Raw genomic sequence first — 15,924 nt, 5'->3', positions numbered from 1 at the left:
CCGCGGAGAGGCCCGAGGACCGTCGGGAAGAGGCAGAGGAAGAGGGAACCGTGCGGCCCGCCAGGCCGGCGAGGCCGCTGCGCAGGCTGGTCCGCGTCGCGTTCCTGCTCGTCGCCCTGGGGTTCGGGGCGTGGGCGGTGGCCCGCCAGTGGACGGAGATCAGCGCCGGTTTCGCCCGCCTGTCGTGGCCGTCGCTCGTGCTGTCGCTGGTCGCGGTGGTCGCGGCGCTGGGCGGCGGCATGATGACGTGGCGGTCGCTGCTGGCGGACCTCGGCTCACCGCTGCCGGTGCGCGCCGGGGCGAACGTCTTCTTCGTCGGGCAGCTCGGCAAGTACATCCCCGGCTCGCTGTGGCCGGTGCTCGCGCAGATGGAGATGGGCCGGGAGCTGGGCGTTCCCCGGCCGCGCAGCGCCGCGGCGTTCTTCCTGACGCTGCCGGTGCAGCTCGCCAGCGGGCTGGTCGTCTCGGCGGTGACGCTGCTGGTGGCCCTGCCGGGGACGGCGGTGCCGTACGCCTGGGTGTTCCTGCTGGTGCCGGTGCTGGCGGTGGCGTTCGAGCCGCGGGTGGTCAACGCCGTCCTCGGGTTCGGGCTGCGCAAGCTGGGCCGCGGCCCGCTGGAGCGCCCGCTCACCCGCAGGGGCATGCTCACCGCGCTGGGCTGGGCGACGCTCGGCTGGATCGCCTACGGTCTGCATCTGGCGGCGCTCGTGACGCAGCTCGGCCCCTCCGGGGCGTCGGCGGTGCTGTTCTCCATCGGGGCGTTCGCGCTGTCGTGGTGCCTGGGCATCATGACGTTCGTGGTCCCGGCGGGCGCGGGGGTGCGCGAGGTGGCGATGGTGGCCGTCATGGCGCCGGTCCTCGACCGGGGGTCGGCCATCGCGGTGGCGCTCTGCTCCCGGGTCGTGATCGTCATCGGCGATCTCGTCTGCGCGGGCGCGGCCGGCCTGGCCGCGCGGCGCGAGGTGCCCTCGCCGCGCGACGCCGCCCGGGGAGAGCCCGGGTGAGCGGCGCGGTGTGAGGTGTCCTCCCCGCGCGATGCCGCCCGGGAAGAACCCGGGTGAGCGGCACGGGGAGAACCTGTGTGATTCGTCGCACATTTCCCGAGGCTCTGGCAATAGAGTGAGGGACCGGAGAGGGGCGGCCCTTCCGCGCGCATCACACCGAACCCGTTGGGGGGAGTGATCCTCGGTGACGTTCCGGGTGCTTGTGGACGCGGCCGCGGTCCCCGCGGACCGCGGCGCACTGATCAGATACGTCGACGGGCTCGTCGCGGCGCTCGACCGGGCCGGCACCGACCTCGCGATCGTCTGCCAGCGGGCCGACGGCGAGCGGTACGCCGCGCTCGCGCCGTCGGCGCGGATCCTCACCGGCCCGCTGCGGATCGCCAACCGCGCGGCCAGGCTGGCGTGGGAGCAGACCGGGCTGCCGGTCCTCGCCCGCCAGGTCGGCGCCACGGTGATCCACGCCCCCTATTACTCGATGCCGCTGCGCTCGGGCCTGCCGACCGTGGTGACCGTCCACGACGTCACCTGCTTCACCGAGCCCGCCCGGCACGACCCGCTCAAGGCGGCCTTCTTCCGCTCGGCGACCCGCACGGCCGTACGGCACGCCGCGCGGGTGATCGTGCCCTCCAAGGCGACGCGGGACGAGCTGGTCCGGGTGCTCGCGGCCGACCCGACCCGGATCGACGTCGCCTACCACGGCGTGGACCCGGCGCTCTTCCACCCGCCGTCCGCGCGGGAGGTCAGGCACGCCGCCGACCGGCTCGGCCTGCACGGCGCCCCCTACGTGGCCTTCCTCGGCCCGCTGGAGCCGCGCAAGAACATCCCCAACCTCGTCCGCGGCTTCGTCCGCGCCGTCGGTGACCTGCCCTCGCCTCCCGCGCTGGTGCTGGCCGGAGGTACGGCCGGCGCCCGCGACGCCGGCGTGGAGGACGCGGTGCGCGAGGCGCCGGCGCGCCTGCGGGTGCTGATGCCGGGATACCTCGCCTTCACCGACCTGTGCGGCTTCTTCGGCGGGGCGACGGTGGCGGCCTTCCCCTCCCGGGGCGAGGGCTTCGGGCTGCCGGTGCTGGAGGCGATGGCCTGCGGCGCCCCGGTGCTCACCACGCACCGCGCCTCGCTGCCGGAGGTGGGCGGCGACGCGGTCGCCTACACCGAGCCCGACGACGTCAGCATCGGCGAGGCGCTGCGCGCGCTGCTGGCCTCCGGGGAGCGGCGCCGGGCGCTCTCGGCGGCCGGTCCGGCCCGTGCCAGGGAGTTCACCTGGGAGGCTTCCGCGGAGGCGCACGTCGTGTCGTATCGGCGCGCGGTCGAATAGTGAGCTAACCTCGCGGGATGATGGAAACCCCTTTGCCGGATCTTGAGGCGATCCTCCTTGTCGGTGGACAGGGCACGCGCCTTCGTCCGTTGACCCTCGGCACGCCCAAGCCGCTGCTGCCCACGGCGGGGGTTCCCTTTCTCGCGCACCAGCTCTCACGGGCCCGGTCGTTCGGCGTGCGGCGCATCGTGTTCGCCACCTCCTACCGGGCGGAGATGTTCTCCGAGGCGTTCGGGGACGGCTCGGCGTTCGGCCTCTCGCTGGAGTACATGACCGAGGAGACCCCGCTCGGCACCGGCGGCGCCATCCGCAACGCCGCCGAGGCGCTGACCTGCGGCCCCGACGCGCCGGTGCTGGTGCTCAACGGCGACATCCTGTCCGGCCACGACATCGGCGCGCAGGTCGCCATGCACGTCGAGCGGCGGGCCGCCGTCACTCTGCACCTGACCGAGGTGGACGACCCGACGCGCTTCGGGTGCGTGCCGACCGACGACGAGGGCCGGGTGACGGCCTTCCTGGAGAAGACCCCCAACCCGGTCACCAACCGGATCAACGCCGGCTGCTACGTCTTCACCCGCTCGGTGATCGACACGATCCCGGCCGGCGAGGTCGTCTCGGTCGAGCGGGAGACCTTCCCCTCGATGATCGAGGCGGGCGTCCCGGTGCTCGGGTACGCCGACGCCTCCTACTGGCTCGACGTGGGCACGCCCGCCGCGTTCGTCAAGGGCTCCCGCGACCTGGTCCTCGGCCGCCTCCACTCGCCGGCCCTGCCCGGCCCCACCGGCGAGTTCCTCGCCCTGCCCGGCGCGGTGGTCTCGCCCGAGGCCAAGGTCGAGGGCGGCTCGACGGTGGGCGCCCGCGCGGTCGTGGAGTCCGGCGCGCAGGTCTCCGGCAGCGTGCTGAGCGACGAGTGCGTGGTCCACGAGGGGGCGACGGTGGTCGACTCGGTGATCGGGATCGGCGCCGAGATCTTCCCGGGCGCGGTCCTGCGGGGGGCGGTGATCGGCGACGGCGCGGTGGTCGGCTCCGGCAACGAGCTGCTGGCGGGCAGCCGCCTCTGGCCGGGCGTCGTGCTGCCGGAGTGCGCCGTCCGCTTCTCCAGCGACGTCTGACCGCGGCTCGCGGGCACGGCCGGGCGGCGGGGGAGCGGAATGGGAGGGCGTTTCCGCAGGGGCCCCGGCGCGGCCTGGCCGCCGCGCGGCGCGGGCGGCTCCGGGACGGTCGCGCGGCCGGTCGAGACGCCCGGCGAGGCGCTCCGGCCGTCCGAAGCCGGGACCGGGGCCGGGGCGTCGCCGATCCGGACCGGCCCGGAGACGGGCGGCGGGCCGAAGCGGCGCGAGTGGCCGCAGGACCGGCCGCTGGACCTGGAGCTGATCCTGGCGCCGCACCGGCGGGGCGGCGGCGACCCCGCCTGGCGGATGACCCCCGACGGGGCGGTCTGGCGGACGTCACGGACTCCCGACGGCCCCGGCACGCTCCGGGTCTCGCTGCGGCACGGCCGGATCAGCGGTGCCGCGTGGGGGCCGGGGGCCGGCTGGCTGCTGGAGACCCTGCCGGCGCTGCTCGGCGCCGACGACGACCCCGAGGGGCTCGTCCCGGCGCACGACGTGGTCCGCGTCGCCGCCGGACGGCACGCGGGCCTGCGGATCGGGCGCACCTTCCGGGTGCTGGAGGCGCTGGTCCCCGCCGTGCTCGAACAGAAGGTCGTGACGGCCGAGGCGTGGCGGGCGTGGCGGTGGCTGCTGCGCCGGTACGGCGAGCCCGCCCCGGGCCCCGCCCCCGAGGGGATGCGGGTCTTCCCCGCGCCCGAGGTGTGGCGGTCGATCCCCTCGTGGGACTGGCACCGGGCGGGGGCCGAGGCCGTACGGGCGCGGACGATCGCGAACGCCGCGTGGCACGCCGCCAAACTGGAGGCGGCCTCGGACAGCGCCGAGGCCGACCGGCTGCTGCGGGCGCTGCCCGGGGTGGGGGTGTGGACGTCCGCGGAGGTGCGGCAGCGCTCGCATGGCGACGCGGACGCGGTGTCGGTGGGCGACTTCCATCTGCCGTCGCTGGTCGGCTGGTCGCTGGCGCGGGAGCGGACCGACGACGCGGGGATGCTGCGGCTGCTGGCCCCCTACCGGGGCCACCGGCACCGGGTCAGCCGGCTGCTGGCGCTGTGCGGTGAGCGGCCGCCCGCTCGCGGGCCGAGGCTCGCCGCGCGCGACTTCCGCTCCTTCTGACCGGGAAGCGGTCCGCGAAGGCCGTGGCGGGCTGCCAGTCGCGGCCGTCGCGTGAGTCGGCTCCGGCCAGCGGGCCGAGGGCGGCGACGAGGCCGAGGGCGAGAAGAAACCAGATCATCATCGGCTCCTGTTCAGGGATCTCCGGGGAACTCCTCAAATATATGTTTACGCATGCATTTACGTCTATCGAGACTTTCTTTACCCGACAGTTCAGAGATGCTGAAGTTTTGGGGCGGTGATCCGGACCCGCGGCGGGCCGGCCTGGGGGCGGGCCGTAATGTGCCCCCATGAGCGTGAACCCCACCGACACCGCGACGCGGCGAGCCCTGGCCCGTGCCCGGGACGGCAAGACCCTCGACGTCACCGAGGCCACCGTCCTGCTGCACGCGACCGGCGAGCACCTCGACGCCCTGCTGGAACACGCCGGGCGGGTCCGGGACGCGGGCCTCACCGCCGCCGGACGGCCGGGGGTCGTCACCTACAGCCGCAAGGTCTTCATCCCGCTGACCCGGCTCTGCCGCGACCGGTGCGGCTACTGCACGTTCGCCGTCGCCCCGCACCGGCTGGAGAGCATGTACCTCGGCCCCGACGAGGTGCTGGACATCGCCCGGCGGGGCGCGGAGCTGGGCTGCAAGGAGGCGCTGTTCACCCTCGGCGACCGGCCCGAGGACCGCTGGCCCCAGGCCCGCGAGTGGTTGCACGCCCACGGCTACGACGACACCCTCTCCTACGTCCGCGCCATGGCGATCCGGGTCCTGGAGGAGACCGGGCTGCTGCCGCACCTGAACCCCGGCGTGCTGTCCTGGCGTGACCTGCAGCGGCTCAAGCCGGTCGCGCCGTCGATGGGCATGATGCTGGAGACCACCTCGCGGCGGCTGTTCGAGGAGAAGGGCGGCCCGCACTACGGCTCGCCCGACAAGGACCCGGCGGTACGGCTGCGCGTCCTGGAGGACGCCGGGCGCACGAACGTGCCGTTCACCAGCGGCATCCTCATCGGCATCGGCGAGACCGTCGCCGAGCGCGCCGAGTCGCTGTTCGCGCTGCGCGCGGTCGCCCGCGAGTACGGCGGGCTCCAGGAGGTCATCGTCCAGAACTTCCGCGCCAAGCCCGACACGGCGATGCGCGGCATGCCCGACGCCGACCTGCGGGAGCTGGCCGCCACGATCGCGGTGGCCCGGCTGGTGCTCGGACCGCGCGTGCGGCTGCAGGCCCCGCCCAACCTGGTGGACGGCGAGTACGCCCTGATGATCCGGGCCGGCATCGACGACTGGGGCGGCGTCTCCCCGCTGACGCCCGACCACGTCAACCCCGAGCGGCCCTGGCCGCAGATCGACGACCTCGCCGCCCGCACCGCCGCCGCCGGGTTCACCCTGCGCGAGCGGCTGACGATCTACCCCGAGTACGTGCTGGCCGGCGAGCCGTGGCTCGACCCCCGGCTGCGCGGGCACGTGGCCGCCCTCGCCGACCCGGAGACCGGCCTGGCCCGCGAGGGCGTGACGCCGGCGGGCCGCCCCTGGCAGGAGCCGGACGGCGGGTTCGCCGCCGCGGGCCGTACCGATCTGCACACGGCCGTGGACACCGAGGGACGCAGCCGCGACCGCCGCGACGACTTCGACCACGTGTACGGCGACTGGGACGCCCTGAGGGACCGCCTGCCCGCGGGCCCGCCGTCCGGGGACCGTACCGGGCGGGCGCCCGCGGCGCTGCTGGGAGAGGTGTCGGAGGCGCTGCGGCGGGCCGCGTCCGACCCGGCCGGGCTGACCGAGGAGCAGGCGCTCACCCTCCTCGACACCGCCGGCGACGCCGACGGCGCGGGCGCGGACGACGCCGCGCTGGACGAGCTGTGCCGGATCGCCGACGACCTGCGCCGCCAGGCCGCCGGGGACGACGTGACCTACGTCGTCAACCGGAACATCAACTTCACCAACGTCTGCTACACCGGCTGCCGGTTCTGCGCCTTCGCGCAGCGCCGTACCGACGCCGACGCCTACACGCTCAGCCTGGAGCAGGTCGCCGACCGCGCCTGGGAGGGGTGGCAGGCCGGGGCGACCGAGGTGTGCATGCAGGGCGGCATCCACCCCGACATGCCGGGCGACGCCTACTTCGACCTCGCCCGCGCGGTCAAGGCCCGGGTGCCGGACATGCACCTGCACGCCTTCTCGCCGATGGAGGTCGTCAACGGCGCCAGCCGGCTCAACGTGTCCGTCGAGGAGTGGCTCGCCGGGGCCAGGGAGGCGGGCGTGGACTCCCTGCCGGGGACCGCGGCCGAGATCCTCGACGACGACGTGCGGTGGGTGCTGACCAAGGGCAAGCTGCCCGCCGCCGAGTGGATCGAGGTGATCACCACCGCCCACCGGCTCGGCATCCCGACGACGGCCACGATGATGTACGGCCACGTGGACACCCACGCCCACTGGGTGCGGCACATCCGGCTGATCCGCCGGATCCAGGAGGAGACCGGCGGCTTCACCGAGTTCGTGCCGCTGCCGTTCGTCCACACCAGCGCCCCCATCTACCTCGCCGGGATCGCCCGGCCCGGACCGACGGCGCGGGAGAACCGGGCCGTGCACGCGCTGGCCCGCGTCCTGCTGCACGGCGCGATCGGCAACGTCCAGTGCTCCTGGGTCAAGCTCCGCGACGACCTGTGCCGCCAGGTGCTCCAGGGCGGCGTCAACGACCTCGGTGGCACGCTGATGGAGGAGACGATCAGCCGCATGGCCGGGTCCGAGAACGGCTCCTTCAAGACGATCACCGAGATCGCGGCGATGGTCGCCCCCACCGGCCGGCCGGTCCGGCAGCGCACCACCTCCTACGGCCTCCCGGCCGCCGAGCGGCTGGCCGCCGCCGCGGCGAGCGACGGCGTCTGCCGCAGCGTACGGGCCCCGCTGCCGCTGGAGGCGCGCTGAGCCGGGCGGCCGGTCCGGCACCGGACGCCCAGGCCGGCGGCTCGCTCAGTCCCCGTGGCGAAGCTTGCGTATGAGCGGGTTGGAGTCCGGGCCGACGTGCAGCTCCACGGTGTCGGAGCTGTACGGCATGGCGATCGCGACGACGTAGTCGTCCTTGATCCGGTCCGGGCCGACGGGGGTGCTGACGCCGCTGCCGTCGGCGTTGTTCTCCATCAGGAGGTACCGGATCCTCAGCCCGCGCCGGGCCAGTTCGGCCCTGACCTCCGCGACCGTCCTGCCCCGCACCGGATGGCCGTCCACGGTCGCGGTGTCGACGGTCTCGTTGACGGTGGACAGGCTCGCGTAGGGTTCGCCGGGCGCGGCCGGGCGGCCGATGCTCAGGGAGACCTTCCCGGTGTAGTCCGCGGGGAAGGTCACCTTCCCGCACCACGCGGATCCGCAGGTGCCCTCCGGCTCGTAGGTCACCCCAGTGCCCGGCGGGAGGTCCCCGGTCAGGTCGGGGCCGAACATCTTGCCCACCATCTGGGGCGGTACCGGGATCTTCTCCACGGTGGCATCCAGCCCGACGGCCTCGAACGCCTCCGCGAAGGCCGCCGCGTCGGCGTCGGGGTCGGTGACGGAGATGGTGAGGTACGTGTCGGTTCTCTTCAGAGAGACGGCCGCGTTGGCGTATTCCGTGGCGGGACCGCCCCAGGGCAGCCCGACTCCGATGACCAGCGCGGCCGCCAGCCCGACGGCGGCGGTGCCCAGCGTCAGGCCGCGCCGGATCGGCAGGCGCCGCCGCGGCAGCCCGGCCGGTGCCCGTTCCTCCGACATGATCGAGTCCATCAGCGCGCGCGCCCCGGAGCCCGTGGCCTGTCCGGCCGGGTCCCGGGTCAGGTCCTCGTTCCGCACCCGCGCGAGGTCGGCGATGTTCACAGCAGACTCCCTTCGACGGCGATGAGGCCCGAGTGGTCGATCCCGGCCTTGGCCAGGCCGCGTGCGAAGCGCCTGCGGGCGCGGTAGAGCCTGACGGCCGCGGCGTTGCGGGAGACGCCGAGGACGCGGGCGATCTCCCGCGTGTCGAGGTTCTCCCACGCGATGAGGGTCAGCAGTTCCCTGTCGCTGTCCGACAGGCTCCGCAGGACCTTCCCGACCTGCGAGTAGTCCTCGACGGACGGCTCACCGAGCACCGGTGAGGCGGCCAGTTGCTCACGCAGCACCGCCGTCCGCTGCTCGTGCCGCCGTTCACCGCGCCGGTGGTTGGCCAGCACCCGCCGGGCCACGCCGAACAGCCACAGCCTGGCCTCCTCCCCCTGGGGCACCTCGTCGATCCGCCGCCACGCGACCATGAACGTCTCGGCCACCACGTCGGCGGCGTCGTCGGGGTCGGGGCAACGGCGCAGGGCGTACCCGAGGATGGAGCCGTAAGCGGACTCGTAGATCTCCACGAACCGGCGCTCGGGATCCCTTCCCATCCGGTCTCCTCACCTTGAGTGGTCAATATCCACCCCATGTCCGAAGTTCCGGATCTATTACAGGTTTGGGAGCGGTAGGGCAGGAGCGACCCGGTCGATGCCCCCCGAGGGGTGACCGTGCGGTCCGATGATCAGGAGAACAGGGCGGTGAGCCAGTCCTGCCAGGCCCGTTCGGCCTTCGCGGCGTCGGCGCCGGGGGCGAACAGGTGGTGGCCCAGGACCATCACGTCGCCCCGCTCCGGGCCGGAGTGGATGAACCGGTAGAGGCCGTCGGCGGTGCGGACGCCCAGCAGGGACCGTCCGGCGGCGTAGTCGACCACACCTTCGACCGGGGCGAGCCCGTCCACCGTGACGCGGGCCGGGTCGCCCGCGGCGGGGTCGCCGGGCAGGCCGAGCGCGCCGGTGAGCAGTGACCAGGCGCGGTCCTGGTCGGCGGACCCGGGACGGAAGGCGGAGACGACGGCCGTGGCGGTGCGGCCGCGGAAGTGGAGCAGGTAGGCGGCCAGGGTGTGGAGGTACATGTCCCAGCCCTCCTGCATGGCCTCGTACTCGGTCTCCCAGTCGTCACCGAGGAAGCCGTGCTGCGCCAGGCGCAGCACGGTGCTGCCGCCGTCGCGTCCCTCGATGAGGTACTCGAAGGCCATGAACCTGCCGTCGGGGGCCTCCTCGCCGCGGTGGGCGAACCGCTTGCCCGGCTCCCAGGCGGTGATGGTGGAACCCTCCGTCATGCCACCGAGGGTCATCCGCGTGCTGCCGCCCTCGCCGCCCAGGACCTCGTTGCGCCCCATGAACCACGAGTCGATGCCCGGGCCGGTCGCGATGGCCTCCCACACCTCCTCGGGGGCGGCCGGAAGGGTGATCTCCTTGCGCAGTTCGAACTCGTGCAGCATTCAGCTCTCCTCGGTGCCGTCGGACCCGGTGGTCCGAGTCTGCACCGGTTCGGCGGTGACGCGCGGATGAATCGCGATGACGATGCGGTGGGGCCGCCCGCCCTCGGCCGTCTCGTCGTGGTACTTGGCGACCAGCGCGGTGACCGCGCCGGACAGCTCCTCGGCGAAGGCGGCGCGGTCGGCCGCCGAGGCGAAGCGCACCTCGCCGTCGATGGCGAACGTCGCCACCCGCTTCTGCGCCCTGGTCGCGCCGGTGATCAGCTCGCCCACGTCGCGCACCAGCCGGGAGGCGACGGCCAGCAGCCAGCGGGCCGACAGCCGGTCGGGCGCGCGCGACGGGTCGGGCGCCACCGGGGCCAGCGCGACCGGGGAGATGACGTAGGAGGAGGCGGTGGCGCGCATCACCCGCTCGGTGACGTTGCCCTTCCTGCGCTCCTCGACCAGCTCCACCAGGCCGTGCTGCTCCAGGGTCTTCAGGTGGTAGTTGACCTTCTGACGGGGCAGGCCGACCTTGGCGGCCAGCATGGTGGCCGAAGCCGGCTCGGCCAGCTCGGCCAGCAGCCGGGCCCGGATCGGGTCCAGTGAGACCTCGGCCGCGGCCGGGTCGTCGATCACCGCCACATCCAGCATGCCCCCACTGTATCCGACAATCTTTCTTGTCGGAAGGGCGGGATCCGGCCTACCGGACCGCGATGAAGTCGTCCGCCTTCCTCGGGGCCCGCTCACGCGGCGGCGCGGCCGGGCGGCCGATCGCCACGGCGCCCATCGGGTCCCACGTCGCGGGCAGGTCCAGCACCTCGCGGACCACGTCGCGGCAGAACATGGTGGACGACACCCAGGCCGACCCCAGGCCCTCCACCGCGAGCTGGACCAGGAAGTTCTGCACCCCGGCGCCCGCCGCGACCACGAACATCTCCCGCTCGGCCGCCGCGCGGCGCCGGTCGGGGTAGGTGTGCGAGCCGTCCATGACCAGGCAGGGCACGGCGAGGTACGGCGCCGCCCGCAGCACCTCCCCGCGCCTGACCCGCCGTTCGATCGACGCCTCGGAGAAGCCGTCGCCCCGCAGGTCGGAGATCCACGCCTCCCGCATGGCGTCGAGCAGCCGCAGACGGGCCTCGGCCGACTCCAGCAGCACGAACCGCCAGGGGGTCGTGTGGTGCGGCGCCGGGGCGGCGATCGCCGCATCCACCGCCCGGCGGACCTTGGCGCCGTCCACCGGCTCGGCGGCGAACTCGCGGATGGTGCGGCGGGCGAAGACCACGTCGCGCGAGCCGTACCGGAACATGTCGTCCTCGGACTGGCGGACCAGCTCCCGCACGCCCGGCCCGTCCTCGTCGGTGGTGTACTCCGCCATGCCGCGGATCACCGCCACCGGGGTCTGCGCGATCTTTCCCTTGACCAGGTCACCGGCGGCGGCGAACTCGTCGGCGATCGCGGTGAGGGTCACCTCCAGCGGGTTGCCGTAGTCGTCGGACAGGCCCCGGTAGTCGAGCATGGCGGTCATCCCGGCCACGCCCACGGCCATGTCGGTCTGGCCGTTGCGCCAGGGACGGCCGAAGGTGTCGGAGACGATCACCGCGACCGACACGCCGAGCCGCTCCCGGATGCTCCTGCGGACGGCCACGGCGGAGGCGTCGGGGTCGACCGGGAGCAGCACGACGGTGCCGGGCTCGGAGTTGGAGGCGTCCACCCCGGCGGCGGCCATCACGAACCCGTGCGAGGTCTCGGCGATGACGGTCTCGCCCCGCCGGGCGACGACCCGCCGGGTCTCGTCGGCGACGGCCTCCGAACGGCCCACGCCGCGGCGGACCCGGCCCTCGGCCTTGCTGGAGATCTTGGAGGTGACCACGAGGATGTCGCCGTCGCGGAGGTCGGGCATGGCCGCGGCGATCAGCGCGCCGACGTCGTCTCCCTCCCGTACCTCGGGCAGCCCAGGGACGGGGAAGATCTCCAGTCTGGTCTCGGCGGGCTGTTCGTCCTGCTTGCGGCGGGTCCTGCTCATCTTTCCTCTTCGTTTCGCGCCCCGGCGGCTTCGTTCCGCGCTCCGGCTTCGTTTCGCGCCCCGGCGGCTTCGTTCCGCGCTCCCGCCTCGTTCCGCGCCCCGGTGGCCCGGTCGCGGGAGGCCGCGAGGTCGGTGGCCATGTCGAGCGCGGCGCGGGCGATCGCGGCCGCCGCCTCGACGTCGTGCATGATCAGGGGGCGGGCCTCGACGCGGACGCCGTCGAGGCCGACGCCCGCGTCCTCCTCGGCGACCAGCCAGCCGTCCAGCAGCGGCGAGCCGTACAGCTCCAGGACGGCCTGGGCGGTGGTCTCCACGCCGATCGCGGCGAGGCAGGCGTCGGCCATGCCGCGGACCGGGGCGCCGCCGACGATGGGGGAGACCCCGACGACCGTCTTGCCCTCAAGGGCCTCCCGGATGCCCTTGATCTGCAGGATCGTGCCGATGCTGACCACCGGGTTGGACGGCGGCAGGATCACCGCGTCGGCCTCGGCGACGGCCTCCAGCACGCCGGGGGCGGGCCGGGCCTCGTCGGCGCCGACCAGGACGATCCGCTCGGCCGGGACGGACGCTCGCATCCGTACCCACCACTCCTGGAAGTGGATCGCCCGGCGGCCCCGCTCGTCGGAGACGACCACGTGGGTCTCGACGCGGTCGTCGGTCATCGGGATCAGCCGCACACCCGGCTCCCAGCGGGCGCACAGGGCCTCGGTGACGGCGGACAGCGGGTATCCGGTCCGCAACATCTGGGTGCGCACGATGTGGGTGGCGAAGTCGCGGTCTCCCAGGCCGAACCACTGCGGCTCGACGCCGTAGGCGGCCAGCTCCTCCTTGACGACATGGGACTCGTCACGCCGGCCCCAGCCCTGCTCCTCGTCGATGCCGCCACCCAGGGTGTACATCACGGTGTCCAGGTCGGGGCAGACCTGGAGGCCGTACAGGACGATGTCGTCACCGGTGTTGCCGATGACCGTTATCTCCGAGTCGGGGGCCGCGGCGCGCAGGCCGCGCAGGAAGCGGGCGCCGCCGATACCGCCGGCGAGGGACACGATGCGCATGACGTCCAGTCTTCCACTGCCTCGTGGCCGCCGGTCCGGCAAGCCCGGCGCGGGGCGGCGGCCGCCTTGTCTTGATCGTTACGGGAGCCGTCCGCGCAGGCGGGAGCACCGATACGGTCGTCCGAAATATACGGCAATGTCCTTAATGTTTGGCTTGTGGGGCTGGTGAGGTTGCAGAGAGTTCCGACGTGTAAGTCGGCCATGTGCAAAACTGGCTCGGATTTACCTGACGACCCGGTGGGGGTAGTTGTGAACAACGTCGAGGCCGACCGGCTCCGCGGACCGGCCGCGTGGCTCATGGTCGCCACGGCGGCCATGAACGTCCTTTTCGGCATCACGCGGCTGTTGTTCGGACTGTCCGGCTACGGCGAGGTGTCCTTCGCCGTCCGTGCCCAGGCGATCCTCGGCGGCCTCGCCTCCCCGGTGTTCGTCGCGCTCCTCGTCGGCGGCGTCCTGCTCGGAAGCCACTTCGGCCCGCCGGTCGCACGGCTGAAGCTCATGACCCAGGTGGCCGTGGCCGCCCTCGGCCTGATGACGCTGTTCGGCGCGATCGGCCTGATCGGCGGGCTGTTCGCCGGTGACAGCGTCATGAGCCTGCTGGAGTTCCTCCTCCTCAACGTTCCGGCGCTGGCGCTCGCCGCCGTCGGGCTGCTCCACCTGCTGCCCCGGATGTCCGCGGCCGCCCCCAGGACCCGGCCCGCCGGGTTCGCCGAGGGAAGCGGTCTCGGAGCCGTCGGCGGCCTGGGCGGCGGGCAGGAGCAGCGCCCGCAGGAGCGGCAGTACGTCCCGGCGCAGGAGCAGCCCGTCCCGGCGCCCCCGCAGGCCGGGCCCGCCGGGGGTCAGCAGGACCAGCCGTTCCAGCAGGGCTTCCCGCAGAACCCGGCCCAGCAGCCCGGTTCGCCGCAGGCCCCCCAGTACGGCGCCCCGCAGGCTCCCCAGCAGGGTTTCCAGCCGCAGGAGGCCGCCTTCCAGCAGGGTCACCAGGGCCAGCAGGGCTTCCAGGGGCCGGGGGCTCCGCAGGGCCCCGCGGAGCAGGCGCCCGCCGCCCAGCACGGATTCCCGGACCAGGGCGCGCAGCCGGGTCTCCGGCCGCAGGAGGCCCAGTCCGGCGCCCACGGCCGGCCCCAGCACCCCCGGGGCCTGCCGGCCCTCCCGCCCGCGCAGAGCGGCGCCCAGGGCGCGCAGGGCCCGGCTGCCCCCGAGGGGCACGGCGGCGGCTACCCGCCCGAGAACCACCTCCAGTCCGTCGCGACCATCGCCTACCCGGCCCAGCCGGGTGAGGGCCACGCGCCGGCCTACGCGCCGCCGGCCGGTGAGGGGCACGCGCCGTCCTATCCGCAGGCCGGTGAGGGCCACGCCCCCGCCGCCTACGCGCCGCAGACCGGCGACCAGGGGTACGGCGCGCAGCCCCCGGTCTACAACCCGGCTCCGGCACAGCCCGCCCTGCCCCCGCAGACCCCCGCGGCCCCGGCCGAGCAGCCGTACACGCCCGGCCCGTACGTGGCGGCCGACGCCCAGCCCGCGGCCACGCCGTACGAGCGGCCGGCCGCGCCGTACGAGCCGCACGCCCCCTACGCCGCCCAGACCGACCAGACCCGGCCCCCGGCCTACGGCGAGCCGCAGCTTCCCGGCTACGACCGGCAGCCGGCCGAGAGCGGGATGGGCGGTTACGCTCCGCAGGCCGAGCAGCAGACGCCGTTCTACACGCCCCCGCAGGAGACCTACTCCCCGCAGGAGAGCCACTCCTCGCCGGCCGAGGCCGGGGCGCACACCGCCTTCGACGGCCGGCCGCAGCAGTCCTTCCCGCAGCCGCCGGAGAACTACGGCCAGCCGCTCACCGGCTACTCCGGCGGCGAGTTCGCCTGGCAGGCCGAGCAGAGCACGCCATACCAGGCGCCCGCCCCGGTGGACCCCCGCTCCCAGCAGATCGCCCAGGCGTACCAGCAGGCGGAGAGCTACGCCCAGCAGGCGCAGGGGACCGAGCCGCAGCTGCGCGTCCCGGAGTACATGTCCTCCCCGGGCTCCCCGAGCCCGCAGACCGGCGGCTACGACGACCCCTTCGGGCATCCGCAGACCCCCCAGGGGCCGCCCGCGGCGCAGTCGTACCAGCAGGGCGGGCAGCAGGGCGGCGGGCAGTGGGACGCGCAGGAGGAGTCGACGATGCGGCTCACCCCCGGCGCCTACCAGGGAGACCCGCTGAACGACCCCGACCCCGGGCTCAGGCCGTGGGACTCCCGCCCGACCATCGACCCGACCGCGATCTACAAGCCGGAGCGCTCGGCGCAGGTCACAGGAGAGGAAAGCACGGATAGAGAAAGGGTGGGCCCCGGTCAGGAGCAGAACATGTCCTGGTACGGTTCCGACCGCCGAGAGCACTGAACGCCCAGGCGATCGTCATGATCGCCTGTCGATCGCCCTCGTGGCGAGGAGCCACGACACGCCGACCGGGGAGAGCAGGTCTTTCCCCGGACATCGGCATGCCGCTTGACGTCACACAGGCCACGCGCGTGTAATTACACACGTGTTGTTACGCCTTCCTCCTGCTGGGTAGGAGGGAGGCGTTCATAGGGGGGCTCGATTTGCGGGCGGGTGGCAGGGAGGTGTGCAGTGGCCGACCTGGTCATCGCACAAGACGGCATCGCTGAGGAGCAGCTCGGCTGGCAGGAACGCGCGCTGTGCGCGCAGACCGACCCGGAGGCGTTCTTCCCGGAGAAGGGGGGCTCCACCCGGGAGGCCAAGAAGGTCTGCCGCTCGTGTGAGGTGCGCGCCGAGTGCCTGGAGTACGCGCTGGAGCACGACGAGCGTTTCGGCATCTGGGGCGGGCTCTCGGAGCGAGAGCGTCGCCGGATCAAGCGCGAGGCGGTCTGAGGGTTCCGGCAGGCGATGAGGGCGTCCGGAGAGGGCGTCCGGTGACATGACGAGGGGTCACGTGACCGTGGGGGGCGCGTGGCCCTTTTTTCACGCCCGCGCTCGTGCCCCTGACCGCCCGCCGTACGGCCCGCCGCCGCGTGCGAGGCCGGTGTCCCTCCCCGGGCACATGATCCTTCCCCGGCGGACATGACCTTTTCCCCGC

At 73.9% G+C, this 15,924-nt stretch carries 13 protein-coding genes; 7 read left to right on the top strand and 6 right to left on the bottom strand.

What is annotated here, in order from left to right; translation table 11 throughout:
- Nucleotides 1-50: 50 nt before the first annotated feature.
- The 5 genes from IEZ10_RS12065 (at nt 51) to IEZ10_RS12045 (ending at nt 7,447) form a co-directional block, all read left to right on the top strand.
- Nucleotides 51-1,004, top strand: coding sequence for a lysylphosphatidylglycerol synthase transmembrane domain-containing protein (locus tag IEZ10_RS12065; protein ID WP_229811189.1), 954 nt, complete (start codon nt 51-53; stop codon nt 1,002-1,004).
- Nucleotides 1,005-1,188: 184 nt separating this feature from the next.
- The gene (locus IEZ10_RS39895) at nt 1,189-2,319 is read left to right on the top strand and encodes a glycosyltransferase family 4 protein (RefSeq protein ID WP_189246601.1); all 1,131 of its coding nucleotides are present in this window, start codon (nt 1,189-1,191) and stop codon (nt 2,317-2,319) included.
- Nucleotides 2,320-2,336: 17 nt separating this feature from the next.
- Complete coding sequence (manB, locus tag IEZ10_RS12055) at nt 2,337-3,431, top strand: mannose-1-phosphate guanylyltransferase (RefSeq protein WP_189246600.1); 1,095 nt, start codon at nt 2,337-2,339, stop codon at nt 3,429-3,431.
- A gap of 39 nt (nt 3,432-3,470) precedes the next feature.
- Entirely contained in the window at nt 3,471-4,541 is a 1,071-nt protein-coding gene (locus IEZ10_RS12050; protein ID WP_229811188.1) for a DNA-3-methyladenine glycosylase family protein, read from the top strand.
- 287 nt (nt 4,542-4,828) lie between these two features.
- Entirely contained in the window at nt 4,829-7,447 is a 2,619-nt protein-coding gene (locus IEZ10_RS12045) for a bifunctional FO biosynthesis protein CofGH (RefSeq protein WP_189246599.1), read from the top strand.
- A 45-nt stretch (nt 7,448-7,492) separates the two neighbouring features.
- Here the strand turns inward: IEZ10_RS12045 and IEZ10_RS12040 are convergent, their stop codons facing one another.
- From IEZ10_RS12040 to cofD, 6 genes are all read right to left on the bottom strand, one after another.
- On the bottom strand, nt 7,493-8,365 hold the full coding sequence (locus IEZ10_RS12040) for a hypothetical protein (RefSeq protein ID WP_189246598.1): 873 nt from the start codon (nt 8,363-8,365) through the stop codon (nt 7,493-7,495).
- Nucleotides 8,362-8,904 (bottom strand): RNA polymerase sigma factor, encoded by a 543-nt coding sequence (locus IEZ10_RS12035; RefSeq protein ID WP_189246597.1) that lies wholly within the window; start codon nt 8,902-8,904, stop codon nt 8,362-8,364. The genes IEZ10_RS12040 and IEZ10_RS12035 overlap by 4 nt, the downstream gene beginning before the upstream one ends.
- Nucleotides 8,905-9,035: 131 nt before the next feature.
- Complete coding sequence (locus IEZ10_RS12030) at nt 9,036-9,794, bottom strand: SRPBCC family protein (protein WP_189246596.1); 759 nt, start codon at nt 9,792-9,794, stop codon at nt 9,036-9,038.
- The gene (locus IEZ10_RS12025) at nt 9,795-10,424 is read right to left on the bottom strand and encodes an ArsR/SmtB family transcription factor (RefSeq protein WP_189246595.1); all 630 of its coding nucleotides are present in this window, start codon (nt 10,422-10,424) and stop codon (nt 9,795-9,797) included.
- 49 nt (nt 10,425-10,473) lie between these two features.
- A complete protein-coding gene (locus IEZ10_RS12020; protein ID WP_189246594.1) occupies nt 10,474-11,796 on the bottom strand; it encodes a coenzyme F420-0:L-glutamate ligase in 1,323 nt (440 codons plus the stop codon).
- Entirely contained in the window at nt 11,793-12,851 is a 1,059-nt protein-coding gene (gene cofD, locus IEZ10_RS12015) for a 2-phospho-L-lactate transferase (RefSeq protein WP_229811187.1), read from the bottom strand. Before cofD ends, IEZ10_RS12020 begins: the two co-directional genes overlap by 4 nt.
- Before the next feature lie 249 nt (nt 12,852-13,100).
- On the opposite strand from cofD, the gene IEZ10_RS12010 reads away from it, so the two are divergent.
- Together IEZ10_RS12010 and IEZ10_RS12005 are read left to right on the top strand one after the other, a co-directional pair.
- Nucleotides 13,101-15,230 carry a hypothetical protein gene (locus IEZ10_RS12010; protein WP_189246593.1) on the top strand — a complete coding sequence of 710 codons (2,130 nt, stop codon included), beginning with the start codon at nt 13,101-13,103 and terminating at the stop codon, nt 15,228-15,230.
- 228 nt (nt 15,231-15,458) lie between these two features.
- Nucleotides 15,459-15,719: a WhiB family transcriptional regulator gene (locus tag IEZ10_RS12005; RefSeq protein ID WP_179819442.1), complete on the top strand. Its 261-nt coding sequence runs from the start codon at nt 15,459-15,461 to the stop codon at nt 15,717-15,719.
- Nucleotides 15,720-15,924 lie beyond the last annotated feature (205 nt).

The organism is Streptosporangium pseudovulgare (assembly GCF_014648055.1).
GTDB classification, from domain to species: Bacteria; Actinomycetota; Actinomycetes; order Streptosporangiales; family Streptosporangiaceae; genus Streptosporangium; species Streptosporangium pseudovulgare.
The sequence above is the reverse complement of the archived record's forward strand: the minus strand, read 5'-3'. Positions and strand labels throughout refer to the sequence as shown.